Source organism: Escherichia sp. MOD1-EC4550, from assembly GCF_963876935.1.
Classification (GTDB): domain Bacteria; phylum Pseudomonadota; class Gammaproteobacteria; order Enterobacterales; family Enterobacteriaceae; genus Escherichia; species Escherichia coli_F.
Window position 1 is genome coordinate 518759 of record NZ_CAWNSE010000012.1, and the last position, 25989, is coordinate 544747.

The following is a 25989-nucleotide window of genomic DNA, read 5'->3' on the forward strand; positions in this document are numbered from 1 at the left end:
TTGCTTTTCTGCGTATATTCAATGTCGAATGCGATGTTGACACGTCTTATCCTTCAAAGTCGGATGCGACGCTGACGCGTCTTATCCGACCTACGGTTGGCATGCATTCGGCAATGTTGTAAGGCTACAACCCTAACGCATATTTCAGCGCCTGACGTTTCAACACGCCAGCACGCTCCGCCGCCATCAAACCAAGATTACGCACAAAACGCAGCGGCGGCAGATTATTGCTGAATCCGGCATAAAACAGATCCATACCGCTCTGCATAATGAAGTTATCCGCCATGCGCCGCATCTGGTAACGCTTGAGGATCGGATAACTGGCCCACGCTTCGCCGTAGCTGCGGGCATTCACCAGAACGTCAATCAGCGCATCAACATCGCGATAACCAAGATTCACCCCCTGCCCCGCCAGCGGATGGATGGTATGCGCAGCATCGCCTACCAGCGCCAGCCCCGGCTGCACATACTGCAACGCATGGCGGCGCGTCAGCGGAAACGCACCTGCGGCAAGCGGCGTTACATAACCCAGACGTGACGGGAAATGCTTCGCGATTTCCGCCTGGAGCTGCGCCATATTCATATTCTGCAACTGGCGAATACGCGCCGGTGAGTCGTACCACACCAGCGATGCCCAGTTATCAAACAGCGGCAGAAACGCGCGCGGCCCGGCCGGAGTGAACTGCTGCCAGGTGCTGTCGCCGGGATCATTCTCGCACTGTACGCTAATCAACATACACGACTGCGCATACTGCCAGGCATGAACGCCAATTCCCGCCATTTGCCGCACCTGCGAATTTGCACCGTCAGCACCAATCACCAGCTTCGCCTGGATCACTTCGCCCCCCTTCAGTTCCAGTTCCTGAAGATCATTATGGCGATGCAGAGCAATCAGTGAGCCTGGCACACGTAACGTTACTTTCGGATGCGCTTCCAGCGCCTGCCACAGCGCCTGTTGCAGGACAGTGTTTTCCACCATATAGCCAAGCAACGGCAGCTTCAATTCGGCTGCATCAAACACCACATGCGCCGTTTCCCACTCCCACGTTTCCAGTCTGCGATAAGGATGGCAACGCATGGCCTGTACCGCGTCCCAGACGCCTAAACCTTTAAGCAATGATACCGAAGCCGCACTAATCGCCGAGATCCGCACATCCGGCTGGCTGTCAGCGACAAACGGCGCAGGTTCTGCGTGCTCGATTACCGTTACCGAAAATCCGTGCTGTGCCAGTCCCAGCGCCAGTGCGCCGCCGACCATTCCTCCGCCGACAATGGCAATTTCCGTTGGTTGATTTGTCATGGTCAATCATCCTGTTAGCAATATGCTTTAAGTTTACAGGATTTTTACCCCCAAGGGCTGATAACGCTCATACTGGTCACAACGGCAGCAAAGCATTACACTATGCGCCCTGCATTCCTGGCTACTATTTCGCAAGAGCAAGTCGATGACCAAAAAACTCCATATTAAAACCTGGGGCTGTCAGATGAACGAGTACGATTCATCGAAGATGGCCGATCTGCTGGATGCCACCCACGGCTATCAACTGACCGACGTGGCGGAAGAAGCGGATGTGCTGCTGCTGAACACCTGCTCAATCCGCGAGAAGGCTCAGGAAAAAGTCTTCCATCAGTTGGGTCGCTGGAAACTGTTAAAAGAGAAGAATCCAGACCTGATTATCGGCGTCGGCGGCTGCGTGGCATCGCAAGAAGGCGAGCACATTCGCCAGCGCGCCCACTATGTTGATATTATTTTTGGGCCGCAAACGCTGCACCGTCTGCCGGAGATGATCAACTCCGTACGCGGCGACCGCAGCCCGGTTGTAGATATCAGCTTCCCGGAAATCGAGAAGTTTGACCGTCTGCCGGAACCGCGTGCCGAAGGACCAACCGCGTTTGTCTCCATCATGGAAGGCTGCAATAAATATTGCACCTACTGTGTGGTGCCTTACACCCGTGGTGAAGAGGTAAGCCGTCCTTCCGACGATATTCTGTTTGAGATTGCCCAGCTAGCGGCTCAGGGCGTGCGTGAAGTCAACCTGCTCGGTCAGAACGTGAACGCCTGGCGTGGTGAGAACTACGACGGCACCACCGGATCGTTTGCCGATCTGCTGCGTCTGGTTGCGGCGATCGACGGGATCGATCGTATTCGCTTTACCACCAGCCATCCGATCGAATTCACCGACGATATCATCGAAGTGTACCGCGACACGCCGGAGCTGGTGAGCTTCCTGCATCTGCCGGTTCAGAGCGGTTCCGATCGCATTCTAAACCTGATGGGACGTACCCACACGGCGCTGGAGTACAAAGCGATCATCCGTAAATTGCGTGCGGCGCGTCCTGATATCCAGATCAGTTCTGACTTCATTGTCGGCTTCCCGGGCGAAACCACCGAAGACTTCGAAAAAACGATGAAGCTGATTGCCGACGTCAATTTCGACATGAGCTACAGCTTTATCTTCTCTGCACGTCCGGGTACACCAGCCGCCGATATGGTTGATGATGTTCCGGAAGAAGAGAAGAAGCAGCGTCTGTATATTCTGCAAGAGCGCATTAATCAGCAAGCGATGGCATGGAGCCGCCGTATGCTCGGCACCACCCAGCGTATTCTGGTAGAAGGTACATCGCGTAAGAGCATCATGGAGCTTTCCGGTCGTACTGAAAATAACCGCGTGGTTAACTTCGAAGGCACGCCGGATATGATCGGTAAATTCGTCGATGTAGAAATTACCGACGTCTACCCGAACTCTCTGCGTGGTAAAGTGGTGCGAACTGAAGATGAAATGGGTCTGCGCGTGGCAGAAACACCGGAATCGGTGATTGCCCGTACCCGCAAAGAAAACGACCTGGGCGTGGGTTATTATCAGCCGTAATTCTCAGGCCCGCCGCTCCGGTGGGCCTTGTTTTTTCTCTCTTTATCCCCATCTTTATCGCAATGCTTGCGCCTTTTTCCTGTGGCGTGAATAATTTCCTTATAGGCCGGTGAATGTTCAGCTTCCGGCGGCATACAGATAAGAGGAACGGTTTGAACATAGACACTCGCGAAATCACTCTGGAGCCAGCAGACAACGCACGTCTGTTGAGCCTGTGCGGCCCGTTTGATGACAACATCAAACAACTCGAACGCCGTCTCGGCATCGAAATCAATCGCCGCGATAATCATTTTAAACTGACCGGCCGTCCGATTTGCGTCACCGCTGCGGCAGACATTCTGCGTAGCCTGTATGTCGATACTGCCCCGATGCGCGGTCAGATTCAGGATATCGAGCCGGAACAGATCCACCTGGCGATTAAAGAAGCACGCGTGCTGGAACAAAGTGCGGAGAGCGTGCCGGAGTATGGCAAAGCGGTCAATATCAAGACCAAACGCGGTGTAATTAAACCGCGCACGCCAAACCAGGCGCAGTACATCGCCAATATTCTCGACCATGATATTACCTTCGGCGTTGGCCCGGCGGGTACGGGTAAAACCTACCTGGCGGTAGCGGCGGCAGTTGATGCCCTGGAACGTCAGGAAATCCGCCGTATTCTGCTGACTCGTCCGGCGGTAGAAGCCGGTGAGAAGCTGGGCTTCCTGCCTGGCGATTTAAGTCAGAAAGTGGACCCGTATCTGCGCCCGCTGTATGACGCGCTGTTTGAAATGCTGGGCTTTGAAAAAGTCGAGAAGCTGATTGAGCGCAACGTTATTGAAGTCGCACCACTGGCCTATATGCGTGGTCGTACGCTGAACGACGCGTTTATCATTCTCGATGAAAGCCAGAACACCACCATCGAACAGATGAAGATGTTCCTGACTCGTATCGGTTTTAACTCAAAAGCGGTTATTACCGGCGATGTCACGCAGATCGACTTACCGCGTAATACTAAATCAGGTTTACGTCACGCTATCGAAGTGTTAGCCGATGTCGAAGAGATCAGCTTTAACTTCTTCCACAGCGAAGACGTGGTTCGTCACCCGGTGGTAGCGCGTATCGTTAACGCTTATGAAGCCTGGGAAGAAGCCGAACAAAAACGAAAAGCGGCGCTGGCAGCAGAACGCAAGCGCGAAGAACAGGAACAAAAATGAGTCAGGTGATCCTCGATTTACAACTGGCATGTGAAGATAATTCCGGGTTACCGGAAGAGAGCCAGTTTCAGACATGGCTGAATGCGGTGATCCCGCAGTTTCAGGAAGAATCGGAAGTGACGATTCGCGTGGTCGATACCGCCGAAAGCCACAGTCTCAATCTGACCTATCGCGGTAAGGATAAGCCGACCAACGTGCTCTCCTTCCCGTTTGAAGTACCGCCTGGCATGGAGATGTCGCTGCTGGGCGATCTGGTTATCTGCCGACAGGTGGTTGAGAAGGAAGCACAGGAGCAAGGCAAACCACTGGAAGCGCACTGGGCGCATATGGTGGTGCACGGCAGTCTGCATTTGTTAGGTTACGATCACATCGAAGACGACGAAGCAGAAGAAATGGAAGCCCTCGAAACAGAGATTATGCTTGCTCTAGGCTATGAGGATCCGTACATTGCCGAGAAAGAATAATTTGCCAGGCATTTGACTGGCAGACGTCCCCGCCGTTGGTGATTAACGACGGCGTTTTGATTAACTAACATGAGAACCCATACGACGCCATGAGCGACGACAATTCACACAGTAGTGACACGATAAGCAACAAGAAGGGATTTTTCTCCCTGTTACTCAGCCAACTTTTCCACGGTGAACCGAAAAACCGTGACGAACTGCTGGCGCTGATCCGTGATTCCGGGCAGAACGACCTTATCGACGAAGATACGCGCGATATGCTCGAAGGGGTGATGGACATCGCAGACCAACGCGTTCGCGACATCATGATCCCCCGCTCCCAGATGATTACCCTGAAACGCAACCAGACGCTGGACGAATGCCTTGATGTCATCATCGAGTCCGCCCACTCACGTTTCCCGGTGATTAGCGAAGACAAAGATCACATTGAAGGGATTCTGATGGCGAAAGACTTGCTGCCGTTTATGCGCAGCGATGCTGAAGCCTTCAGCATGGACAAAGTGTTACGTCAGGCGGTTGTCGTTCCTGAAAGTAAGCGCGTAGACCGGATGCTGAAAGAGTTTCGCTCTCAGCGTTACCACATGGCGATCGTCATTGACGAATTCGGTGGGGTTTCCGGTCTGGTGACCATTGAAGATATCCTGGAACTGATTGTTGGTGAGATTGAAGACGAGTATGACGAAGAAGATGATATCGACTTCCGTCAGCTGAGTCGTCATACCTGGACCGTGCGCGCACTGGCTTCCATCGAAGATTTCAACGAAGCCTTCGGCACCCACTTTAGCGATGAAGAGGTCGACACTATCGGTGGTCTGGTGATGCAAGCGTTTGGGCATCTTCCGGCACGTGGCGAAACCATCGACATCGACGGTTACCAGTTCAAAGTGGCGATGGCCGACAGTCGGCGTATTATTCAGGTTCATGTCAAAATCCCGGATGACTCACCCCAGCCAAAGCTGGATGAATAAAACCGAAACTGGATAGATAACTACATGGCTTTTGCCTCATTAATTGAACGCCAGCGCATTCGCCTGCTGCTGGCGTTATTATTCGGTGCCTGCGGAACGCTGGCCTTCTCTCCTTACGATGTCTGGCCTGCGGCGATTATTTCGCTGATGGGGCTTCAGGCGCTGACCTTTAACCGCCGTCCACTCCAGTCTGCCGCTATTGGCTTTTGCTGGGGATTTGGCCTGTTTGGCAGCGGTATTAACTGGGTCTATGTCAGCATCGCGACCTTTGGCGGAATGCCTGGCCCGGTTAACATCTTCCTGGTGGTGCTGCTGGCGGCGTATTTGTCGCTGTATACCGGACTGTTTGCTGGCGTACTGTCGCGTCTGTGGCCGAAAACCACCTGGCTGCGCGTGGCGATTGCCGCCCCTGCTCTCTGGCAAGTGACCGAGTTTCTGCGCGGTTGGGTGCTGACTGGCTTCCCGTGGTTGCAGTTCGGCTATAGCCAGATTGACGGTCCGTTAAAAGGACTGGCACCGATAATGGGCGTGGAAGCCATTAACTTCCTGCTGATGATGGTAAGCGGCCTGCTGGCACTGGCGTTGGTCAAACGCAACTGGCGTCCGCTGGTGGTGGCCGTCGTGCTGTTTGCCCTTCCCTTCCCGCTACGTTACATCCAGTGGTTTACCCCGCAACCGGAGAAAACCATTCAGGTTTCGATGGTTCAGGGCGACATTCCGCAATCGCTGAAGTGGGATGAAGGCCAGCTTCTCAATACGCTGAAGATTTACTACAACGCAACGGCACCGCTGATGGGCAAATCATCGCTGATTATCTGGCCGGAGTCGGCGATAACCGATCTGGAAATTAATCAGCAACCGTTCCTCAAAGCTCTGGACGGTGAGTTGCGCGATAAAGGTAGCTCGCTGGTAACCGGGATTGTCGACGCGCGTCTCAATAAGCAGAACCGCTACGATACCTACAACACCATCATCACGCTGGGTAAAGGTGCACCGTACAGCTATGAATCGACCGATCGCTATAACAAAAACCATTTGGTGCCGTTTGGCGAGTTTGTCCCGCTGGAGTCGATTCTGCGTCCGTTAGCACCGTTCTTTGATCTGCCGATGTCGTCGTTCAGCCGTGGACCATATATCCAACCACCGCTGTCGGTAAATGGTATTGAGCTTACTGCGGCTATTTGCTACGAGATCATTCTCGGCGAGCAAGTGCGCGATAACTTCCGCCCGGATACCGACTATCTGCTGACTATCTCCAACGATGCGTGGTTTGGTAAGTCTATTGGCCCATGGCAGCACTTTCAGATGGCGCGAATGCGTGCGCTGGAGCTGGCGCGCCCGCTGCTGCGTAGCACCAACAACGGCATTACGGCGGTGATTGGCCCGCAGGGTGAGATTCAGGCGATGATCCCGCAATTCACCCGCGAAGTGTTAACCACTAATGTGACGCCGACCACCGGACTCACACCGTACGCACGTACCGGCAACTGGCCGCTGTGGGTGCTGACGGCACTGTTTGGTTTTGCCGCTGTGTTGATGAGTCTGCGTCAACGACGTAAATAATCCCTTCTTATCGTGCCGGAATACATCCCGTATTTCGGCACGCTCGCCGGATGTGGTATCAGTGCGTTATCCGGATGACAAAATTCCCCTATCCAACTTTGGCACATCTATTGCTTTGTTATACAAGGCAAAGCTTGAACCCGCGTCAGTACAACCCGGTTGCACCACAGCAATCCACCGGTAGCACCAAAAGAGTGCATTTTAAGAATTTTGCTTCGGAATGGTGCGGCGCATCTCGCAAAAACAAACAATAAAACATCAATATCTTTACATTTAGCCAAACTAAATGTTACCTAACAAACACAACACTGCACAATAAAGTTGCAGATGATAACAACACAAACACTCACAACGGGTATCCATGCGTTCTTAACGCAGAAGATAAAGGAGTTGGATATGCAATTACGTAAACCTGCCACAGCAATCCTGGCCCTGGCGCTTTCCGCAGGCCTGGCACAGGCAGATGACGCCGCCCCGGCAGCGGGCAGTACGCTGGACAAAATCGCCAAAAACGGTGTGATTGTCGTCGGTCACCGTGAATCTTCAGTACCTTTCTCTTATTACGACAATCAGCAAAAAGTGGTGGGTTACTCGCAGGATTACTCCAACGCCATTGTTGAAGCAGTGAAAAAGAAACTCAACAAACCGGACTTGCAGGTGAAACTGATTCCGATCACCTCACAAAACCGTATTCCACTGCTGCAAAACGGCACTTTCGATTTTGAATGTGGTTCAACCACCAACAACGTCGAACGCCAAAAACAGGCGGCTTTCTCTGACACTATTTTCGTGGTCGGTACGCGCCTGCTGACCAAAAAGGGCGGCGATATCAAAGATTTTGCCGACCTGAAAGGCAAAGCCGTAGTCGTTACTTCCGGCACTACCTCTGAAGTTTTGCTCAACAAACTGAATGAAGAGCAAAAAATGAATATGCGCATCATCAGCGCCAAAGATCACGGTGACTCTTTCCGCACCCTGGAAAGCGGTCGTGCCGTTGCCTTTATGATGGATGACGCTCTGTTAGCCGGTGAGCGAGCGAAAGCGAAGAAACCAGACAACTGGGAAATCGTCGGCAAGCCGCAGTCTCAGGAAGCCTACGGTTGCATGTTGCGTAAAGACGATCCGCAGTTCAAAAAGCTGATGGATGACACTATCGCTCAGGTGCAGACCTCCGGTGAAGCGGAAAAATGGTTTGATAAGTGGTTCAAAAATCCAATTCCGCCGAAAAACCTGAACATGAATTTCGAACTGTCGGACGAAATGAAAGCACTGTTCAAAGAACCGAATGACAAGGCACTGAACTAATTACAAGAACCAGGGGCGGAAATTCCAGCCCTCTCGATTGTTACGTAGCACGGACAGACTATACGCCTGATGGTCGTTCCCCATCAGGCCTGAAAACCGCAATACGCTGGGTAACAATCTTCGAGGGTAGCAGTTAACGCTGCTACCCTCTTTTTTCTGGAGTAGATTTATGTCTATAGACTGGAACTGGGGTATTTTTTTACAACAAGCCCCGTTCGGCAACACCACCTATCTTGGTTGGATCTGGAGTGGTTTTCAGGTGACGATCGCTTTGTCGATCTGCGCCTGGATTATCGCTTTCCTCGTCGGTTCATTTTTCGGCATTTTACGTACCGTTCCAAACCGTTTTCTCTCCGGTCTGGGTACGTTGTATGTCGAACTGTTCCGCAACGTGCCGTTGATTGTGCAATTCTTTACCTGGTATCTGGTTATCCCTGAACTGTTGCCGGAAAAAATCGGCATGTGGTTTAAGGCAGAACTAGACCCCAATATTCAGTTTTTCCTCTCCTCCATGCTCTGTCTGGGACTGTTTACTGCAGCTCGTGTTTGCGAACAAGTACGCGCCGCGATTCAGTCGCTGCCGCGTGGGCAAAAAAATGCCGCGCTGGCGATGGGTCTGACGCTACCGCAGGCTTACCGCTACGTACTGTTGCCTAACGCTTATCGCGTTATCGTCCCGCCAATGACCTCTGAGATGATGAACCTGGTGAAAAACTCCGCCATCGCCTCGACTATCGGTCTGGTGGATATGGCGGCGCAGGCCGGTAAATTGCTCGATTACTCAGCCCACGCCTGGGAGTCATTTACCGCCATTACGCTGGCGTATGTGTTGATTAACGCTTTTATCATGCTGGTGATGACGCTGGTTGAACGTAAAGTTCGCCTGCCCGGCAACATGGGGGGCAAATAATGTACGAGTTTGACTGGAGTTCCATTGTTCCTTCCCTGCCATATCTGCTCGACGGGCTGGTGATCACCCTGAAAATCACCATCACGGCGGTGGTCATTGGTATTTTGTGGGGTACGATGCTGGCAGTGATGCGCTTGTCCAGCTTTGCGCCGATTGCCTGGTTTGCCAAAGCCTACGTTAACGTGTTCCGTTCGATCCCGTTAGTCATGGTTTTGCTATGGTTTTACCTGATTGTGCCGGGTTTTCTGCAAAACGTGCTGGGATTATCGCCAAAAAATGATATCCGTTTAATTTCGGCGATGGTGGCGTTTTCGATGTTTGAAGCGGCCTACTATTCAGAGATTATCCGTGCCGGTATTCAAAGTATTTCCCGTGGGCAGTCGAGCGCCGCGCTGGCGTTGGGGATGACTCACTGGCAGTCGATGAAACTGATTATTCTGCCGCAGGCGTTCCGCGCGATGGTGCCGCTGCTGCTCACTCAGGGCATCGTACTGTTCCAGGATACCTCGCTGGTGTATGTGTTATCTCTGGCCGATTTCTTCCGTACCGCCTCAACCATTGGTGAGCGTGATGGTACGCAGGTCGAGATGATCCTGTTTGCCGGATTTGTTTATTTCGTTATTAGCCTTAGCGCATCGTTGTTGGTCAGCTACTTGAAAAGAAGGACAGCATAATGATTACCCTGAAAAATGTTTCAAAATGGTATGGTCACTTTCAGGTGCTGACCGACTGCTCAACCGAAGTGAAAAAAGGCGAAGTGGTGGTGGTTTGCGGCCCGTCTGGTTCCGGCAAATCAACTCTGATTAAAACCGTCAACGGCCTCGAACCGGTGCAGCAAGGTGAAATTACCGTCGATGGTATCGTGGTTAACGATAAGAAAACCGATCTGGCAAAGCTGCGTTCCCGCGTCGGGATGGTGTTCCAGCATTTCGAGCTGTTCCCCCATTTGTCGATTATTGAAAACCTGACCCTGGCGCAGGTGAAAGTGCTTAAACGCGATAAAGCCCCCGCTCGTGAAAAAGCATTGAAATTGCTGGAGCGCGTCGGGCTTTCCGCACATGCCAATAAGTTTCCGGCGCAGCTTTCCGGCGGTCAGCAACAGCGTGTGGCGATCGCTCGCGCATTGTGCATGGATCCTATCGCGATGCTGTTCGACGAACCGACATCGGCGCTGGATCCGGAGATGATCAACGAAGTGCTGGACGTGATGGTGGAACTGGCGAACGAAGGAATGACCATGATGGTGGTGACCCACGAAATGGGCTTTGCCCGTAAAGTGGCGAATCGGGTGATCTTTATGGACGAGGGTAAAATTGTCGAAGACTCGCCGAAAGACGCTTTCTTCGATGATCCGAAATCGGACCGCGCAAAAGACTTCCTCGCGAAAATCCTGCATTAATCACTCTGGCGCGCATACCCAAGTGCGCGCCATCTCACGCTTTATCGTTTCGCTCCTCGTATCTGTTACATCCTGGCGGTACCCTTGTCGCAAAGAAGCACACAACAAGGAGCAACAATGGCACTGCCAATTCTGTTAGATTGCGACCCAGGTCATGACGACGCTATCGCAATAGTTCTTGCCCTCGCCTCACCAGAGCTTGATGTCAAAGCAATTACGTCTTCCGCCGGAAACCAGACACCAGAAAAAACCTTACGCAATGTTCTGCGTATGCTGACCTTGCTTAATCGCACCGATATTCCGGTAGCAGGCGGCGCGGTAAAACCATTAATGCGTGATTTGATTATCGCGGACAATGTGCACGGCGAAAGCGGTCTCGACGGCCCTGCATTACCGGAACCGACGTTCGCACCGCAAAACTGTACGGCGGTGGAGCTGATGGCGAAAACGCTGCGTGAAAGTGCGGAACCTGTCACGATTGTTTCTACCGGACCGCAAACTAACGTTGCCTTGCTGCTCAATAGCCATCCGGAATTGCATAGCAAAATCGCCCGAATCGTGATTATGGGCGGCGCAATGGGGCTTGGTAACTGGACGCCAGCGGCAGAATTTAATATTTACGTTGACCCGGAAGCGGCAGAAATTGTCTTCCAGTCAGGGATCCCGGTGGTGATGGCCGGTCTGGATGTTACCCACAAAGCACAAATCCACGTTGAGGACACCGAGCGTTTCCGCACCATTGGTAACCCGGTTTCAACCATTGTTGCCGAACTGCTGGATTTCTTCCTCGAATATCACAAAGACGAAAAATGGGGCTTTGTGGGCGCACCGCTGCATGACCCATGCACCATCGCCTGGCTGTTGAAACCAGAGTTGTTTACCACTGTTGAGCGCTGGGTTGGCGTGGAAACACAGGGGAAATATACTCAGGGCATGACGGTTGTTGATTATTATTATCTGACAGGCAATAAACCGAATGCCACTGTAATGGTCGATATTGATCGTCAGGGCTTTGTTGATTTACTGGCTGAGCGTCTGAAATTTTACGCTTAACACACCACATTGATTAAGATCACCACGCTTTCACAGGGTGGTCTTAATCTGTTTATCTCTTTTTCTTTCAAGATATAAATGCAATGGATAATGCAGAACTCGCCATTGGTATCGATCTCGGCACTACCAATAGTTTAATTGCCGTCTGGAAAGACGGTGCCGCGCAATTAATTCCAAATAAGTTCGGTGAATATTTAACACCATCCATAATTAGCATGGATGAAAATAATCATATTTTAGTCGGAAAACCCGCTGTATCACGGCGCACTTCGCATCCGGATAAAACGGCAGCGTTATTTAAACGTGCAATGGGCAGTAATACCAACTGGCGGTTAGGCAGCGACACATTTAACGCGCCAGAACTGTCCTCTTTGGTCTTACGTTCATTAAAAGAAGATGCCGAAGAATTTCTGCAACGTCCGATTAAAGATGTGGTGATCTCCGTTCCGGCTTATTTCAGCGATGAACAACGCAAGCATACCCGTTTAGCAGCGGAGTTAGCCGGGTTAAATGCGGTACGCTTAATTAATGAACCCACTGCAGCTGCGATGGCATATGGCCTGCATACGCAACAAAATACCCGCTCGCTGGTTTTTGATCTCGGTGGCGGCACGTTTGACGTCACGGTGCTCGAATACGCCACGCCGGTGATTGAAGTTCACGCCTCCGCTGGCGACAACTTTCTTGGCGGCGAAGATTTTACTCATATGCTGGTGGATGAAGTTTTAAAACGCGCCGCAGTGGCTAAAAACATGCTCAACGAAAGTGAGCTGGCAGCCCTGTACACCAGCGTGGAAGCGGCAAAATGCAGCAATCAATTACCGCTGCAAATTAGCTGGCAGTATCAGGAAGAAACGCGTGAGTGCGAATTTTACGAGAACGAACTGGAAGATTTGTGGTTGCCGCTGCTCAATCGCTTGCGAGTGCCGATTGAACAGGCGTTGCGCGATGCACGTCTGAAGCCAAGTCAAATCGACAGTCTGGTGCTGGTTGGCGGCGCATCACAAATGCCGCTGGTGCAGCGAATCGCCGTGCGTCTGTTTGGCAAATTACCGTATCAAAGTTACGACCCGAGTACTATTGTCGCGCTGGGCGCAGCGATCCAGGCCGCCTGCCGCTTACGCAGCGAAGACATTGAAGAAGTGATCCTCACCGATATTTGCCCCTACTCCTTAGGTGTTGAAGTTAACCGCCAGGGCGTTTCCGGCATTTTCTCACCGATTATTGAACGAAACACCACTGTACCGGTGTCGCGTGTAGAAACTTACTCGACCATGCACCCGGAACAGGATTCAATTACGGTTAACGTCTATCAGGGAGAAAACCACAAAGTTAAAAATAACATTCTGGTAGAATCCTTCGATGTGCCGTTGAAGAAAACCGGTGCTTATCAGTCGATTGATATTCGCTTTAGTTATGATATCAACGGGTTGCTTGAAGTTGACGTGCTTCTGGAAGACGGCAGCGTTAAGTCCAGAGTCATTAACCACAGCCCGGTAACGTTAAGTACCCAGCAAATTGAAGAGAGTCGGGCACGGTTATCCGCATTAAAAATTTATCCGCGCGATATGCTCATCAACCGTACCTTTAAAGCCAAACTGGAAGAGTTATGGGCGCGGGCGCTGGGTGACGAGCGAGAAGAGATTGGCCGGGTAATCACCGATTTTGATGCGGCGCTGCAATCAAACGATATGGCCCGCGTCGATGAAGTTCGTCGACGGGCGAGCGATTATTTGGCCATTGAGATCCCTTAAACACGGCTGCCGGATGCGGCGTAAACGCTGCATCCGGCATCGGCGCAAAAAACACATCCTCAGCTAAACAACATCGCGATTTTTCCGAGAGCATAACCTATCACCAGCACCGTTAAGCTGATTTTGATAATGCTGGTAATGCTCTGTGGTTTTTCATCCTCATCATTTTTTTCTTCGTGGTTTTCAGGTGTTGGCTCATCGACATCTTCATCCTCCGGCTCGAGTTTCACTTTCGTCAACAGCATCCGCGTGATAATGGCCTCTAATGGATGAGCATCTCCACCTTCCAGCCTTGTATTAAGACGGGCCAGCATCTCTTGTTTCGGGAACGCTTCCAGCACAACCTGTTCCGCTACCCGATACAAATCCAGTAACGGTGAATCTTGTTCTGTCTCGCTACCGACTCTCGATTTCCACCATGCCCATGCTTTGCGCTTGAAGAATAACGACTCAATAAACGATTGACCTAACGGCGATAATTTTCCGCTATGTAAAATTTCCGCCCATAACAGCCGCGTCCGGGCGCTCTCGCCAGGAACATATTTCAACGGTTGACCTTGCGCATCTATCATGCTTCGCTCTTCGATAACCATCACTAATAACGCGAAATAATCCGGGCAATGACGCTTGCTCCACTGCAACAACAAATTATCAGCTTGTGTAGATGGGTAACTCTCCCGGTATGCGCAGAGATCGGCAAGCAGGCTTTCCCCCTCGCCACAGTACAACCGTTGCGCACACTGGTAATAACGGGCATCTTCGCTTTCTGGATTTTCTGCTTGCCACTGTTGGGCAACAGGAATAAGTTCCGCCATACCTGTTTTCACCGAGCTGTACCAGCGCAACAGTTTGCGATGTAACTTGACATCATCAGGAATGAACCACGGACCTTCCATTGCCATAAACGCAGTGACATAGTCAGGATGGTAACGGCAGCAGCGTTCCAGCGCGAAGTAATACTCAACAGTCTGGTTCTGCAACGCGACGGGATATTCCAGAAGGCTAAGGAAATCGAAACAATCACCAGCCTGAATGGCCTCAAGAAAAGCCTCCCTTTCTTCCTCATCCATTCCTTCGCTGTCATTAAACGAATGCCAGTTCAAACGCTCTGCCAGCAAAGAAGCACAATTTAATGAAAGATATCGCGCTTCTATAGCGACTGCACACAGCGGCCAGCGTAATTGATCGACATCCTCCATGTTCCAGGTATTTAATTGCTGAATAAATTTCTGCCAGGCGGAGGGCTGAAAACGATCACTTTCAGAATCCAGTAATGCCCTGAATGCACGTAGTATTTCATGTTCAGCGGCGGCATCTTTTTCTTCATCATCTGCTTCCGCGACAGGATTTACCGCCAGTCGCAGCGCCTCTTCATAGGCCTGGCGTAATGCTTTAAACCCCTGCGGATCGGTTTCGGGATGACACAACGGTAAGCGAGCAAGATAAGCCTGGCGGATAATGTCTATTTGCGTCGTGCTTTCAATTTCGAGGATTTGCCAACATGTTTTCATAGGTCGCTCACATCCTTAAGCGTTACCGGGCATTCAGGCTGGACAATTAATGGCTGCCAGGGAAGCGTGGCATAGAAACGATCGCTTCCCGCTGCCAACTCCTCGAACATCCGACTCCCGGCGTTATCGTATTTGTACAGGGTTAGCGCCTCGCGTAGCGAAGCGTTGTCTTCACACTGGGAAGATTGCCAGTAGAGACGTCCTAATGAATAGGCGGCAAAATAGTGAATCCAGCTGTGATAATAATGGTGAGCTCGTACATAAACGCGCGATTGCAGCCATAAACTCTCTTCTTCCGTCAGCCAATTGTTGAGCACACCGACCCGCGATAAAAACCCCATCCGCACATAATCCCAGGCTTTGATTCCCCCTTCCCCACAACACATAGCGGTTTGGGCAACGAATTGGGTATAAATCAACCCTCTCTCCGAGCCGCCAGCAATTAATGTTTTCCACTCTTCAGGGGAAGAGCGATGCCATGTCAGATATAAGCCAGCTAAATCATTGGCATGACCATCATCGGTCATCTGATAAATAGTCTGAATTAAATCATCACGATTATTTATTCCCCAGGATGATGAGAGATCGAATTCTTTTATCCCAGTATACATTTTTGGCGAGTCATGCGCTGGCTTGCAACCCTGATTAAGTATTTCCATGGGTGCAGAAAGCGCAAAAAGAAGATATTGTTCTTCCTTATTCATTTGTTAATAATCCCTTAAGTGCATTAACTGACTACTTTTTTATTATCGATGAGTATAAACTTGACGTTTTCAAAATAAAAGAAAATAGAAGCATTCATGCATGAATAAAAAATTAATATATATATTCGCAATATTTATAGTTGCGGCAATTACCTGTATTAGCCAACCCAACAAAACGACCCTGCGCGATAAAGCTATGGCGAATTATGTCTTTGATTATTTAAGCTCACCGGGCAGTCTTCCGTTTACCACGGCAGCAACAGAGCTTTCCGCCATTCATGGTCACTCAACGTCGCAATATAGACTTGGCGAATTTTATCTTCATGGTAGCGATGGTAAGCCTCTGGATTATACAAAGGCGAGATACTGGTATGAGCAATCAGCGGAACAGGAAAATCCACGCGCGCAAAGTCAACTGGGATGGATCTACCTGAAAGGTTTGGGAGTCAATCCCGATACCCGTAAAGCAATTCTCTGGTATAAGGAAGCAGCTGAACAAGGGCATGTTCATGCACAATACACGTTGGGTTTGATCTACAGAAACGGCACGGGCATTAGCACCAACAATTATGAAGCTCGCAAATGGTTAGAACTGGCGGCAGAGCAACATTATAAAAATGCGGAAAGATTACTTGCAGAGCTTCCCGCACATTAACGTCGACTGTCACCCGAACAGATGGAGTATTTTCCCTATCAAACCGGCAAAGATAAAAATGTAGAAAATAATTTTGATGACGCCCAGGCAGCCCGGCCCACCATCGTCAACGGGCATTGGCTGCAGTTGCGGCTCCGGCTCGACGGTTTGCTTCTCGGTAAAATTTGCCGCCTGAATTAATAATCGACGAATCATTAATGCTTCCAGTGGACAACGATCTTCTGCATCAAGGCGGGCGACGATCGGCATTAATGATTCTTCTGTCGGTTGGCTGGCCTGAACTAATTGTTTAGCAATTAAATATAATGGCCATAAGGGATGTTCTGTATCACGCGTGAGTGAGATTCGCGGCTTACGCCCTTTGTGCAAAACCATCTCAACCAGAGAACGCCCCAGCGCAGAGAGTTTCTCATCGCTGAGTATTTCGTATAATTGAAAGCGCGTACGCGCACTGTCGCCAGGAACATAAAGTAACGGTTTCCCCTGATCGTTAACCAGTTCACGTGCTTCAATCATCATCACGACTAACGGGTAATAATCGACCCGATGCTGACGGCACCATTGCAACATTAAAGCATCCGCCTGGGTGGAGGGATACTCGCGCCAGTAGTCACAAAGTTCTGCCAGCAGGCTTTCGCCTTCTCCACAATAGACGCGTTGCGCGTATTCATAATAACGCGCATCTTCATTATCAGGTTCAGCTTCCCGCCACGACCGGGCGTAATCCAGAAGTTCGGGGATATCCAGACGGCTTGTGCTATACCAGCGGAGTAAATTTATGTGCAGTTTTACATCATCGGGGATAATCACTGCGCGATGTTGCGATAAATATAATGTCAGCCATTCTGGATGCGATGACCAAATCCGAGCGAACATTTGGTAAAAATCAATGGTGTCATTTTGTACGGCAACGGGCAGATGCAGAATGGTCTGGAAGTTAAAAACATTCCCCTTCGCAATGGCATATAAAAAGGATTCCAGTTCTTCTTCGTCTATTTCCCCGACGTTTTCCTCCTGCAACCACCGCAATCTTTCTGCTAATAACACCACGCACTCGAAGGATAAATGGGCAGTGTTCATGGCTATTGTGCACAGAGACCAGCGTAATTCATCAATATCTTCCATCGAGCAATAATTTAATTGCTGAATGAATCGCTGCCAGGCAGAGGGCAGAAAACGTTCGCTATCAGAGGCGGGTAACGCACGAAAGGCGAGCAGAATTTCATGTTCTGCAACTTCATGTTCTTCTGGTTGCCAAACAGATTTAGCAGGCGACTGCGCAATCCGTAGCGCGTCCTCATACGCCTGACGAAGTTGTTTAAAACCCTGCGGTTCGGTTTCTGGATGAAAGGACGGTAACAGCGCCAGATAAGCGCGGCGGATAATATCGACGTCAGTCGTTTCCTCTATTTCGAGAATCTTCCAGCAATTTTTCATAGATCGCTCATATCCTTAAGCGTTTCCGGGCATGCAGAATAGTAAGCCAATGGTTGCCAGGACAAGGTAGGGTAATACGCATCATCACTGGCAAATAATTGATAAAACATATCATTGCCGGAATCGTCGTATTCTTTACGCGCTAAAAATTCACGTAATAACTGAAGATTATCATCTTCGGGAGACTGCCAATATTGCCGACCAAAGGTATAACCGGCAAAGTATTGCTGCCAGTTACTATAATAACGTAGCGCCCGTAGATGAATGCGCGACTGGATCCATAGACTTTCTTCTTCGCTCAACCAGTTATTAAGTACGCCCATTCGGCTTAAAAAACCCATCCGGACATAATCCCAGGCTTTGATTCCCCCTTCGCCACAGCATTCGGCGGTGCTGGCGACAAATTGCGCATAAGCCTGACCTTGCTCATTTAGTTCAGCAAGATAATCACGCCATTCACATGGAGAATAACGAAACCAGCGGTGATAAAGCCCTGCCAACCGAGCGGCATGACCGTTATCGATCATTCGGTGAATTGTACGCAGCAGGTCATCACGGTCATCAATTCCCCATGAGGAAGAAAGGTCAAAAAAGCATGTACCTAAATACATTTTGGGGGATGAATGCGAAGGTAAACAGCATTCATTGCGTATTTCCATCGGAGTGGAAAGTGCAAACAATATTTTTTGCGACTCCATGTCCATATAATTTATCCTTAAACATTCATTTAATGAATGTAAACTACATTGCGAGACTCAGTTATTTATACTTTTCTGACGCAACATAATACGCATAAAATAAGGCTTACGCAAAAATGGAATACATAAAAATATAATATGTTTTATCTACAACCATAAGGAAATGATAATGATTTTTACGTCAAGTTGCTGCGATAATTTATCAATAGATGAGATTATCGAACGTGCTGAAAAAGGCGATTGCGAGGCTCAATATATTGTTGGGTTTTATTATAATCGCGATAGCGCAATTGACTCTCCGGACGACGAAAAGGCCTTTTACTGGCTGAAGCTGGCCGCTGAGCAAGGTCATTGTGAAGCACAATATTCCTTAGGGCAAAAGTATACCGAGGATAAAAGCCGGCATAAAGATAATGGGCAAGCCATCTTTTGGCTGAAAAAAGCTGCCCTACAAGGCCATACTTTCGCTTCCAACGCCCTTGGCTGGATACTGGATCGTGGAGAAGACCCCAACTATAAAGAAGCGGTTGTCTGGTATCAGATAGCCGCGGAGAGCGGAATATCTTATGCGCAAAATAATCTTGGGTGGATGTACAGAAATGGCAAAGGAGTCGCACAAGACTATGCGCTGGCATTTTTCTGGTACAAACAAGCTGCATTGCAAGGCCATAGTTACGCACAAGACAATCTGGCCGATCTTTATGAAGACGGTAAAGGTGTTGCCCAAAACAAAGCTCTTGCCGCATTCTGGTATTTGAAAAGCGCACAGCAAGGTAATCGGCACGCTCAATTTCAAATTGCGTGGGATTATAACGCTGGCGAAGGGGTTGACCAGGACTATAAGCAAGCAATGTACTGGTATCTGAAGGCTGCCGCTCAGGAAAGCGTCGGCGCTTACGTTAACATCGGCTATATGTATAAACACGGTCAAGGCGTTGAGAAGGATTATCAGGCCGCCTTTGAATGGTTTACGAAAGCCGCTGAATGCGATAATGCCACTGCCTGGTATAACCTTGCCATTATGTATCATTACGGAGAAGGAAGACCTGTCGATCTCCGACAGGCTCTCGATCTGTATCGTAAAGTTCAGTCATCCGGTACCAGGGATGTCAGTCAAAAAATCCGTGAGATTGAAGATTTACTGTAGAGATAAAAACAAGGGCCGGGGAATTTTATTCGGCCCATATTCTCTTTATTGCTGTTTGAAATCGGACCATTAAGGCTCGAACGGGCGTCTCTGGAACTGATCATGACCACATTTCGGGCATAGCGTCAGCACTTCCGGTGTGTAGATTGGGAGATGGAAGTGACATTTCTCGCAGACCAGATTCCCCAGACCTACGACTTCCCCGCTGTGATAAACCCCGTGATGATTGAGGTCCTGGAAAACTTCGCGCCATTCAAGCTGCGTTTTATCGGTGATGTCTGCCAGTTCCTGCCACAAGCTTTCTTTAATCACCCGCATAAAGACGCTGTCAGACTCTTCTTTCAGGCTCTCTTCATAGCTCATGGCGAACTCTTCCAGGTCACGTCTGACAGCTCGCGTCAGCTCATCGACCTCGGTTCGCGTTAACTCCCCTGTTTTTATTACGCGCTCGCGCGCCTGTTCCACCAGTGCGTCGATATCACGTTCGCCATTACGCAGGCGTTCGCTCAGTGACGCGACCAGTTCACGGTAATATTGAGCAACCTTGTTCATCGTTTCATCTCCCGGGTCGTTAACTGACTATAATAATAGACGTTCTTTGTTCCTTGCTTTGCTATTACGCCCACAAACTCTGTAAATTAATGTATGAATAATCCGGGCATCATTTCAACGTCGAGTGCGTGAAAGGCTGTTTTGACGCGGACGTTTGGGCTATGCTATGCGGATCTGAAAAACCACCTCAGCGCTACATTTGTAGCCGTATTGAAAACAGGACCACTGGCTGCCATGCAAGAGCAATACCGCCCGGAAGAGATAGAATCCAAAGTACAGCTTCACTGGGATGAGAAGCGCACATTTGAAGTAACAGAAGACGAGAGCAAAGAGAAGTATTACTGCCTGTCTATGCTTCCCTATCCTTCTGGTCGACTACACATGGGCCACGTACGTAACTACACCATCGGTGACGTGATCGCCCGTTACCAGCGCATGCTGGGTAAAAACGTTCTGCAGCCGATCGGCTGGGACGCGTTTGGTCTGCCTGCGGAAGGCGCAGCGGTGAAAAATAACACCGCGCCAGCACCGTGGACGTACGACAACATCGCGTACATGAAAAACCAGCTCAAAATGCTGGGCTTTGGTTATGACTGGAGCCGCGAGCTGGCAACCTGTACGCCGGAATACTACCGTTGGGAACAGAAATTCTTCACCGAGCTGTATAAAAAAGGCCTGGTATATAAGAAGACTTCTGCGGTCAACTGGTGCCCGAACGACCAGACCGTACTGGCGAACGAACAGGTTATCGACGGCTGCTGCTGGCGCTGCGATACCAAAGTTGAGCGTAAAGAGATCCCGCAGTGGTTTATCAAAATCACCGCTTACGCTGACGAGCTGCTCAACGATCTGGATAAACTGGATCACTGGCCAGACACCGTTAAAACCATGCAGCGTAACTGGATCGGTCGTTCCGAAGGCGTAGAAATCACTTTCAACGTTAACGACTATGACAACACGCTGACCGTTTACACTACCCGCCCGGACACCTTTATGGGTTGTACCTACCTGGCGGTAGCGGCAGGTCATCCGCTGGCACAGAAAGCGGCGGAAAATAATCCTGAACTGGCCGCCTTTATTGACGAATGCCGTAACACCAAAGTTGCCGAAGCTGAAATGGCGACGATGGAGAAAAAAGGCGTCGATACTGGCTTTAAAGCGGTTCACCCATTAACGGGCGAAGAAATTCCGGTTTGGGCAGCAAACTTCGTATTGATGGAATACGGCACCGGCGCAGTCATGGCGGTTCCGGGTCACGACCAGCGCGACTACGAGTTTGCCTCTAAATACGGCCTGAACATCAAGCCGGTTATCCTGGCAGCTGACGGCTCTGAGCCAGATCTTTCTCAGCAAGCCCTGACTGAAAAAGGCGTGCTGTTCAACTCTGGCGAGTTCAACGGTCTTGACCATGAAGCGGCCTTCAACGCCATCGCCGATAAACTGACTGCGATGGGTGTTGGCGAGCGTAAAGTGAACTATCGCCTGCGCGACTGGGGTGTTTCCCGTCAACGTTACTGGGGCGCGCCGATTCCGATGGTGACGCTGGAAGACGGTACTGTAATGCCGACCCCGGACGACCAACTGCCGGTGATCCTGCCGGAAGATGTGGTGATGGACGGCATTACCAGCCCAATCAAAGCTGATCCTGAGTGGGCGAAAACCACCGTTAACGGTATGCCAGCGCTGCGTGAAACCGACACTTTCGACACCTTTATGGAGTCCTCCTGGTACTATGCGCGCTACACTTGCCCTGAGTACAAAGAAGGTATGCTGGATTCCGAAGCGGCCAACTACTGGCTGCCGGTGGATATCTATATTGGTGGTATCGAACACGCCATTATGCACCTGCTCTACTTCCGCTTCTTCCACAAACTGATGCGTGATGCAGGCATGGTGAACTCTGACGAACCAGCAAAACAGTTGCTGTGTCAGGGTATGGTGCTGGCAGATGCCTTCTACTATGTTGGCGAAAACGGCGAGCGTAACTGGGTTTCCCCAGTTGATGCTATCGTTGAACGTGACGAGAAAGGCCGTATCGTGAAAGCGAAAGACGCGGCAGGCCATGAACTGGTTTATACCGGCATGAGCAAAATGTCCAAGTCGAAGAACAACGGTATCGACCCACAGGTGATGGTTGAACGTTACGGCGCGGACACCGTTCGTCTGTTTATGATGTTTGCTTCTCCGGCGGATATGACTCTCGAATGGCAGGAGTCTGGCGTGGAAGGGGCTAACCGCTTCCTGAAACGTGTCTGGAAACTGGTTTACGAGCACACTGCAAAAGGTGATGTTGCAGCACTGAATGTCGACGCGTTGACTGAAGATCAGAAAGCACTGCGTCGCGATGTTCATAAAACTATCGCTAAAGTGACCGATGATATCGGCCGTCGTCAGACCTTCAACACCGCGATTGCGGCAATTATGGAGCTGATGAACAAACTGGCGAAAGCACCGACCGATGGCGAGCAGGATCGCGCCCTGATGCAGGAAGCGCTGCTGGCGGTAGTCCGTATGCTTAACCCGTTCACCCCGCACATCTGCTTCACGCTGTGGCAGGAACTGAAAGGCGAAGGCGATATCGACAACGCGCCGTGGCCGGTTGCTGACGAAAAAGCGATGGTGGAAGACTCCACCCTGGTGGTGGTGCAGGTTAACGGTAAAGTCCGTGCCAAAATCACTGTTCCGGTGGACGCAACGGAAGAACAGGTTCGCGAACGTGCTGGCCAGGAACATCTGGTAGCAAAATATCTTGATGGCGTTACCGTGCGTAAAGTGATTTACGTACCGGGTAAACTCCTCAATCTGGTCGTTGGCTAAGCGCGGGAGGAAGCGTGCGATATCTGGCAACATTGTTGTTATCTCTGGCGGTGTTAATCACCGCCGGGTGTGGCTGGCATCTGCGTGACACCACGCAGGTTCCTTCCACTATGAAGGTCATGATCCTGGACTCAGGCGATCCGAACGGGCCATTAAGCCGTGCGGTGCGTAACCAGTTACGTCTGAATGGTGTCGAGTTGCTTGATAAAGAAACCACGCGTAAGGACGTTCCATCCCTGCGTTTGGGTAAAGTGAGCATCGCGAAAGATACCGCATCGGTATTCCGTAACGGTCAAACAGCAGAGTATCAGATGATCATGACGGTCAATGCGACCGTGTTGATCCCCGGCCGTGACATCTACCCGATTAGCGCCAAAGTCTTCCGTTCGTTCTTCGATAACCCGCAAATGGCGTTAGCGAAAGATAACGAACAAGACATGATCGTAAAAGAGATGTACGACCGTGCTGCCGAACAGCTGATTCGTAAGCTGCCAAGCATCCGTGCTGCGGATATTCGTTCCGACGAAGAACAGACGTCGACCACAACGGATACCCCGGCAACACCTGCACGCGTCTCCACCACGCTGGGTAACTGATGATTCGGTTGTACCCAGAACAACTCCGCGCGCAGCTCAATGAAGGGCTGCGCGCGGCGTATCTTTTACTTGGTAACGATCCTCTGTTACTGCAGGAAAGCCAGGACGCTATTCGTCAGGTCGCTGCGGCACACGGATTCGAAGAACACCACACTTTTTCCATTGATCCCAACACAGACTGGAATGCGATATTTTCGTTATGCCAGGCCATGAGTCTGTTTGCCAGTCGACAAACGCTTTTGCTGTTGTTACCAGAAAACGGACCGAATGCGGCGATCAATGAACAACTTCTCACACTCACCGGACTTCTGCATGACGATCTGCTGTTGATCGTCCGCGGTAATAAATTAAGCAAAGCGCAAGAAAATGCTGCCTGGTTTACTGCTCTTGCGAATCGCAGCGTGCAGGTGACCTGTCAGACACCGGAGCAGACTCAGCTTCCCCGCTGGGTTGCTGCGCGCGCAAAACAGCTCAACTTAGAACTGGATGACGCTGCAATTCAGGTGCTCTGCTACTGTTATGAAGGTAACCTGCTGGCGCTGGCCCAGGCACTGGAGCGTTTATCGCTGCTCTGGCCAGACGGCAAACTGACATTACCGCGCGTTGAACAGGCGGTGAATGATGCCGCGCATTTCACCCCTTTTCATTGGGTTGATGCTTTGTTGATGGGAAAAAGTAAGCGCGCGTTGCATATTCTTCAGCAACTGCGTCTGGAAGGCAGCGAACCGGTTATTTTGTTGCGCACATTACAACGTGAACTGTTGTTACTGGTTAACCTGAAACGCCAGTCTGCCCATACGCCACTGCGTGCGTTGTTTGATAAGCATCGGGTATGGCAGAACCGCCGGGGCATGATGAGTGAGGCGTTAAATCGCTTAAGCCAGCCGCAGTTACGTCAGGCCGTGCAACTCCTGACACGAACGGAACTCACCCTCAAACAAGATTACGGTCAGTCAGTGTGGGCAGAGCTGGAAGGGTTATCTCTTCTGTTGTGCCATAAACCCCTGGCGGACGTATTTATCGACGGTTGATATGAAATCTTTACAGGCTCTGTTTGGTGGCACCTTTGATCCGGTGCACTATGGTCATCTTAAGCCCGTGGAAACGCTGGCGAACTTGATTGGTCTGACGCGAGTCACAATCATCCCTAATAATGTTCCTCCGCATCGTCCCCAGCCGGAAGCGAACAGCGTACAGCGTAAACACATGCTTGAACTGGCGATTGCCGACAAGCCATTATTTACTCTTGATGAACGCGAGTTAAAGCGCAATGCCCCCTCTTACACTGCGCAAACACTGAAAGAGTGGCGGCATGAACAAGGGCCGGACGTGCCGCTGGCATTTATTATTGGCCAGGATTCACTGCTCACCTTTCCAACCTGGTACGAATACGAAACGATACTCGACAATGCACATTTGATCGTCTGTCGGCGTCCAGGTTACCCACTTGAAATGGCGCAACCGCAATACCAGCAATGGCTGGAAGATCATTTGACACATAACCCGGAAGATCTTCACCTTCAGCCTGCCGGTAAAATTTATCTGGCTGAAACGCCGTGGTTTAACATCTCTGCGACCATCATCCGCGAACGTTTGCAAAACGGTGAATCGTGTGAGGATTTATTGCCGGAACCGGTACTGACTTACATTAACCAACAAGGCTTGTATCGCTGATACCTGTCGTTACGGAGGGCATGATGCGACTGTGGTTAATTCGTCATGGCGAAACGCAAGCGAATATCGATGGTCTGTACAGCGGTCATGCGCCCACGCCCCTGACCGCACGCGGTATTGAGCAAGCGCAAAATCTGCATACGCTGCTACATGATGTTTCCTTTGACCTGGTTTTATGCAGTGAACTGGAACGGGCACAGCATACCACGCGACTGGTTCTTAGTGACCGCCAGCTCCCCGTTCATATCATCCCTGAACTCAATGAAATGTTTTTTGGCGACTGGGAGATGCGACATCATCGCGACCTCATGCAAGAAGATGCCGAAAACTATAGCGCGTGGTGCAATGACTGGCAGCATGCTATCCCCACGAACGGTGAAGGATTTCAGGCATTTTCGCAACGTGTGGAACGGTTTATCGCAAGGCTTAGTGAATTTCAGCACTATCAGAATATTTTAGTCGTCAGCCATCAGGGTGTACTGAGTCTGTTAATCGCTCGTTTAATTGGCATGCCTGCCGAGGCTATGTGGCATTTTCGCGTTGACCAAGGGTGTTGGAGCGCCATTGATATCAACCAAAAATTCGCGACGCTACGCGTCCTCAATAGCCGTGCCATCGGGGTCGAGAATACATGACTTTTCTGTTTTTTTACGGGTAAGCCGCAACGACCATTGACAGCCCCGGGCAGGCTGATATTCTCCGCAGCCAGACTTTTTTCG

Annotated in this window: 24 protein-coding genes; 18 read left to right on the forward strand and 6 right to left on the reverse strand. The window is 50.5% G+C overall.

The window, feature by feature from the left end:
* Positions 1-124 precede the first annotated feature (124 nt).
* Positions 125-1300, reverse strand: coding sequence for a 3-demethoxyubiquinol 3-hydroxylase (gene ubiF, locus AACU19_RS09835; protein ID WP_105278168.1), 1176 nt, complete (start codon positions 1298-1300; stop codon positions 125-127).
* 145 nt (positions 1301-1445) lie between these two features.
* Here ubiF and miaB point away from each other — a divergent pair, with 145 nt between their 5' ends.
* The 11 genes from miaB (at position 1446) to hscC (ending at position 13479) form a co-directional block, all read left to right on the forward strand.
* The gene (gene miaB, locus AACU19_RS09840) at positions 1446-2870 is read left to right on the forward strand and encodes a tRNA (N6-isopentenyl adenosine(37)-C2)-methylthiotransferase MiaB (protein ID WP_000162740.1); all 1425 of its coding nucleotides are present in this window, start codon (positions 1446-1448) and stop codon (positions 2868-2870) included.
* A gap of 152 nt (positions 2871-3022) precedes the next feature.
* The gene (locus tag AACU19_RS09845) at positions 3023-4063 is read left to right on the forward strand and encodes a PhoH family protein (RefSeq protein WP_001018040.1); all 1041 of its coding nucleotides are present in this window, start codon (positions 3023-3025) and stop codon (positions 4061-4063) included.
* Positions 4060-4527, forward strand: a complete 468-nt coding sequence (ybeY, locus tag AACU19_RS09850) for an rRNA maturation RNase YbeY (protein WP_000084469.1) — start codon at positions 4060-4062, stop codon at positions 4525-4527. Before AACU19_RS09845 ends, ybeY begins: the two co-directional genes overlap by 4 nt.
* 89 nt (positions 4528-4616) lie before the next feature.
* Positions 4617-5495: a CNNM family magnesium/cobalt transport protein CorC gene (corC, locus tag AACU19_RS09855; protein ID WP_001278605.1), complete on the forward strand. Its 879-nt coding sequence runs from the start codon at positions 4617-4619 to the stop codon at positions 5493-5495.
* A 24-nt stretch (positions 5496-5519) separates the two neighbouring features.
* Positions 5520-7058, forward strand: a complete 1539-nt coding sequence (lnt, locus tag AACU19_RS09860; protein WP_032183626.1) for an apolipoprotein N-acyltransferase — start codon at positions 5520-5522, stop codon at positions 7056-7058.
* 396 nt (positions 7059-7454) lie between these two features.
* Positions 7455-8363: a glutamate/aspartate ABC transporter substrate-binding protein GltI gene (gltI, locus tag AACU19_RS09865; RefSeq protein ID WP_001177085.1), complete on the forward strand. Its 909-nt coding sequence runs from the start codon at positions 7455-7457 to the stop codon at positions 8361-8363.
* 169 nt (positions 8364-8532) lie between these two features.
* Complete coding sequence (gene gltJ / locus AACU19_RS09870; protein WP_000020941.1) at positions 8533-9273, forward strand: glutamate/aspartate ABC transporter permease GltJ; 741 nt, start codon at positions 8533-8535, stop codon at positions 9271-9273.
* Positions 9273-9947 (forward strand): glutamate/aspartate ABC transporter permease GltK, encoded by a 675-nt coding sequence (gltK, locus tag AACU19_RS09875; RefSeq protein ID WP_000272807.1) that lies wholly within the window; start codon positions 9273-9275, stop codon positions 9945-9947. The genes gltJ and gltK overlap by 1 nt, the downstream gene beginning before the upstream one ends.
* On the forward strand, positions 9947-10672 hold the full coding sequence (gene gltL / locus AACU19_RS09880; RefSeq protein ID WP_000631384.1) for a glutamate/aspartate ABC transporter ATP-binding protein GltL: 726 nt from the start codon (positions 9947-9949) through the stop codon (positions 10670-10672). Before gltK ends, gltL begins: the two co-directional genes overlap by 1 nt.
* Positions 10673-10789: 117 nt before the next feature.
* The gene (gene rihA / locus AACU19_RS09885) at positions 10790-11725 is read left to right on the forward strand and encodes a pyrimidine-specific ribonucleoside hydrolase RihA (RefSeq protein ID WP_105278169.1); all 936 of its coding nucleotides are present in this window, start codon (positions 10790-10792) and stop codon (positions 11723-11725) included.
* A gap of 83 nt (positions 11726-11808) precedes the next feature.
* Entirely contained in the window at positions 11809-13479 is a 1671-nt protein-coding gene (gene hscC, locus AACU19_RS09890) for a molecular chaperone HscC (protein ID WP_105278170.1), read from the forward strand.
* 59 nt (positions 13480-13538) lie between these two features.
* Here the strand turns inward: hscC and djlC are convergent, their stop codons facing one another.
* Both djlC and AACU19_RS09900 read right to left on the reverse strand, forming a co-directional pair.
* Positions 13539-14990 (reverse strand): co-chaperone DjlC, encoded by a 1452-nt coding sequence (gene djlC, locus AACU19_RS09895; RefSeq protein ID WP_105278171.1) that lies wholly within the window; start codon positions 14988-14990, stop codon positions 13539-13541.
* The gene (locus AACU19_RS09900; RefSeq protein ID WP_032183623.1) at positions 14987-15694 is read right to left on the reverse strand and encodes a DUF1266 domain-containing protein; all 708 of its coding nucleotides are present in this window, start codon (positions 15692-15694) and stop codon (positions 14987-14989) included. Before AACU19_RS09900 ends, djlC begins: the two co-directional genes overlap by 4 nt.
* 100 nt (positions 15695-15794) lie before the next feature.
* Between AACU19_RS09900 and AACU19_RS09905 the strand changes: the two genes are divergently transcribed.
* Entirely contained in the window at positions 15795-16349 is a 555-nt protein-coding gene (locus AACU19_RS09905; RefSeq protein WP_105268407.1) for a tetratricopeptide repeat protein, read from the forward strand.
* A 9-nt stretch (positions 16350-16358) separates the two neighbouring features.
* Here the strand turns inward: AACU19_RS09905 and AACU19_RS09910 are convergent, their stop codons facing one another.
* Both AACU19_RS09910 and AACU19_RS09915 read right to left on the reverse strand, forming a co-directional pair.
* Positions 16359-17786: a J domain-containing protein gene (locus AACU19_RS09910; protein WP_105278172.1), complete on the reverse strand. Its 1428-nt coding sequence runs from the start codon at positions 17784-17786 to the stop codon at positions 16359-16361.
* Entirely contained in the window at positions 17783-18490 is a 708-nt protein-coding gene (locus tag AACU19_RS09915) for a DUF1266 domain-containing protein (protein WP_103253831.1), read from the reverse strand. The genes AACU19_RS09910 and AACU19_RS09915 overlap by 4 nt, the downstream gene beginning before the upstream one ends.
* Before the next feature lie 163 nt (positions 18491-18653).
* On the opposite strand from AACU19_RS09915, the gene ybeQ reads away from it, so the two are divergent.
* Positions 18654-19631: a Sel1 family TPR-like repeat protein YbeQ gene (gene ybeQ, locus AACU19_RS09920; RefSeq protein WP_105278173.1), complete on the forward strand. Its 978-nt coding sequence runs from the start codon at positions 18654-18656 to the stop codon at positions 19629-19631.
* A 69-nt stretch (positions 19632-19700) separates the two neighbouring features.
* On the opposite strand, the gene AACU19_RS09925 is transcribed toward ybeQ, so the two are convergent.
* Positions 19701-20183 (reverse strand): zinc ribbon-containing protein, encoded by a 483-nt coding sequence (locus AACU19_RS09925; RefSeq protein ID WP_001044880.1) that lies wholly within the window; start codon positions 20181-20183, stop codon positions 19701-19703.
* Positions 20184-20417: 234 nt separating this feature from the next.
* On the opposite strand from AACU19_RS09925, the gene leuS reads away from it, so the two are divergent.
* Genes leuS through AACU19_RS09950 form a run of 5 tightly spaced genes read left to right on the forward strand, consistent with a single transcriptional unit; the run spans position 20418 to position 25905 of the window.
* On the forward strand, positions 20418-23000 hold the full coding sequence (gene leuS, locus AACU19_RS09930) for a leucine--tRNA ligase (RefSeq protein ID WP_001157890.1): 2583 nt from the start codon (positions 20418-20420) through the stop codon (positions 22998-23000).
* Between the two features lie 14 nt (positions 23001-23014).
* Complete coding sequence (lptE, locus tag AACU19_RS09935; RefSeq protein ID WP_001269673.1) at positions 23015-23596, forward strand: LPS assembly lipoprotein LptE; 582 nt, start codon at positions 23015-23017, stop codon at positions 23594-23596.
* Entirely contained in the window at positions 23596-24627 is a 1032-nt protein-coding gene (gene holA / locus AACU19_RS09940; protein WP_105278174.1) for a DNA polymerase III subunit delta, read from the forward strand. The genes lptE and holA overlap by 1 nt, the downstream gene beginning before the upstream one ends.
* 1 nt (position 24628) lies before the next feature.
* A complete protein-coding gene (gene nadD, locus AACU19_RS09945; RefSeq protein ID WP_000838883.1) occupies positions 24629-25270 on the forward strand; it encodes a nicotinate-nucleotide adenylyltransferase in 642 nt (213 codons plus the stop codon).
* Between the two features lie 23 nt (positions 25271-25293).
* Positions 25294-25905, forward strand: a complete 612-nt coding sequence (locus AACU19_RS09950; RefSeq protein ID WP_105278175.1) for an adenosylcobalamin/alpha-ribazole phosphatase — start codon at positions 25294-25296, stop codon at positions 25903-25905.
* Positions 25906-25989 lie beyond the last annotated feature (84 nt).

Bases quoted from the DNA above. Each gene is read 5' to 3' on its own strand.
- gltI (WP_001177085.1), top strand. From the start codon at position 7,455: ATGCAATTACGTAAACCTGCCACAGCAATCCTGGCCCTGGCGCTTTCC.
- miaB (WP_000162740.1), top strand. From the start codon at position 1,446: ATGACCAAAAAACTCCATATTAAAACCTGGGGCTGTCAGATGAACGAG.
- lnt (WP_032183626.1), top strand. From the start codon at position 5,520: ATGGCTTTTGCCTCATTAATTGAACGCCAGCGCATTCGCCTGCTGCTG.
- AACU19_RS09910 (WP_105278172.1), bottom strand. From the start codon at position 17,786: ATGAAAAATTGCTGGAAGATTCTCGAAATAGAGGAAACGACTGACGTC.
- AACU19_RS09905 (WP_105268407.1), top strand. From the start codon at position 15,795: ATGAATAAAAAATTAATATATATATTCGCAATATTTATAGTTGCGGCA.
- leuS (WP_001157890.1), top strand. From the start codon at position 20,418: ATGCAAGAGCAATACCGCCCGGAAGAGATAGAATCCAAAGTACAGCTT.
- AACU19_RS09900 (WP_032183623.1), bottom strand. From the start codon at position 15,694: ATGAATAAGGAAGAACAATATCTTCTTTTTGCGCTTTCTGCACCCATG.
- AACU19_RS09915 (WP_103253831.1), bottom strand. From the start codon at position 18,490: ATGGACATGGAGTCGCAAAAAATATTGTTTGCACTTTCCACTCCGATG.
- corC (WP_001278605.1), top strand. From the start codon at position 4,617: ATGAGCGACGACAATTCACACAGTAGTGACACGATAAGCAACAAGAAG.
- gltL (WP_000631384.1), top strand. From the start codon at position 9,947: ATGATTACCCTGAAAAATGTTTCAAAATGGTATGGTCACTTTCAGGTG.
- gltJ (WP_000020941.1), top strand. From the start codon at position 8,533: ATGTCTATAGACTGGAACTGGGGTATTTTTTTACAACAAGCCCCGTTC.
- djlC (WP_105278171.1), bottom strand. From the start codon at position 14,990: ATGAAAACATGTTGGCAAATCCTCGAAATTGAAAGCACGACGCAAATA.
- AACU19_RS09925 (WP_001044880.1), bottom strand. From the start codon at position 20,183: ATGAACAAGGTTGCTCAATATTACCGTGAACTGGTCGCGTCACTGAGC.
- ubiF (WP_105278168.1), bottom strand. From the start codon at position 1,300: ATGACAAATCAACCAACGGAAATTGCCATTGTCGGCGGAGGAATGGTC.
- nadD (WP_000838883.1), top strand. From the start codon at position 24,629: ATGAAATCTTTACAGGCTCTGTTTGGTGGCACCTTTGATCCGGTGCAC.
- AACU19_RS09950 (WP_105278175.1), top strand. From the start codon at position 25,294: ATGCGACTGTGGTTAATTCGTCATGGCGAAACGCAAGCGAATATCGAT.
- hscC (WP_105278170.1), top strand. From the start codon at position 11,809: ATGGATAATGCAGAACTCGCCATTGGTATCGATCTCGGCACTACCAAT.
- ybeQ (WP_105278173.1), top strand. From the start codon at position 18,654: ATGATTTTTACGTCAAGTTGCTGCGATAATTTATCAATAGATGAGATT.
- holA (WP_105278174.1), top strand. From the start codon at position 23,596: ATGATTCGGTTGTACCCAGAACAACTCCGCGCGCAGCTCAATGAAGGG.
- ybeY (WP_000084469.1), top strand. From the start codon at position 4,060: ATGAGTCAGGTGATCCTCGATTTACAACTGGCATGTGAAGATAATTCC.
- rihA (WP_105278169.1), top strand. From the start codon at position 10,790: ATGGCACTGCCAATTCTGTTAGATTGCGACCCAGGTCATGACGACGCT.
- gltK (WP_000272807.1), top strand. From the start codon at position 9,273: ATGTACGAGTTTGACTGGAGTTCCATTGTTCCTTCCCTGCCATATCTG.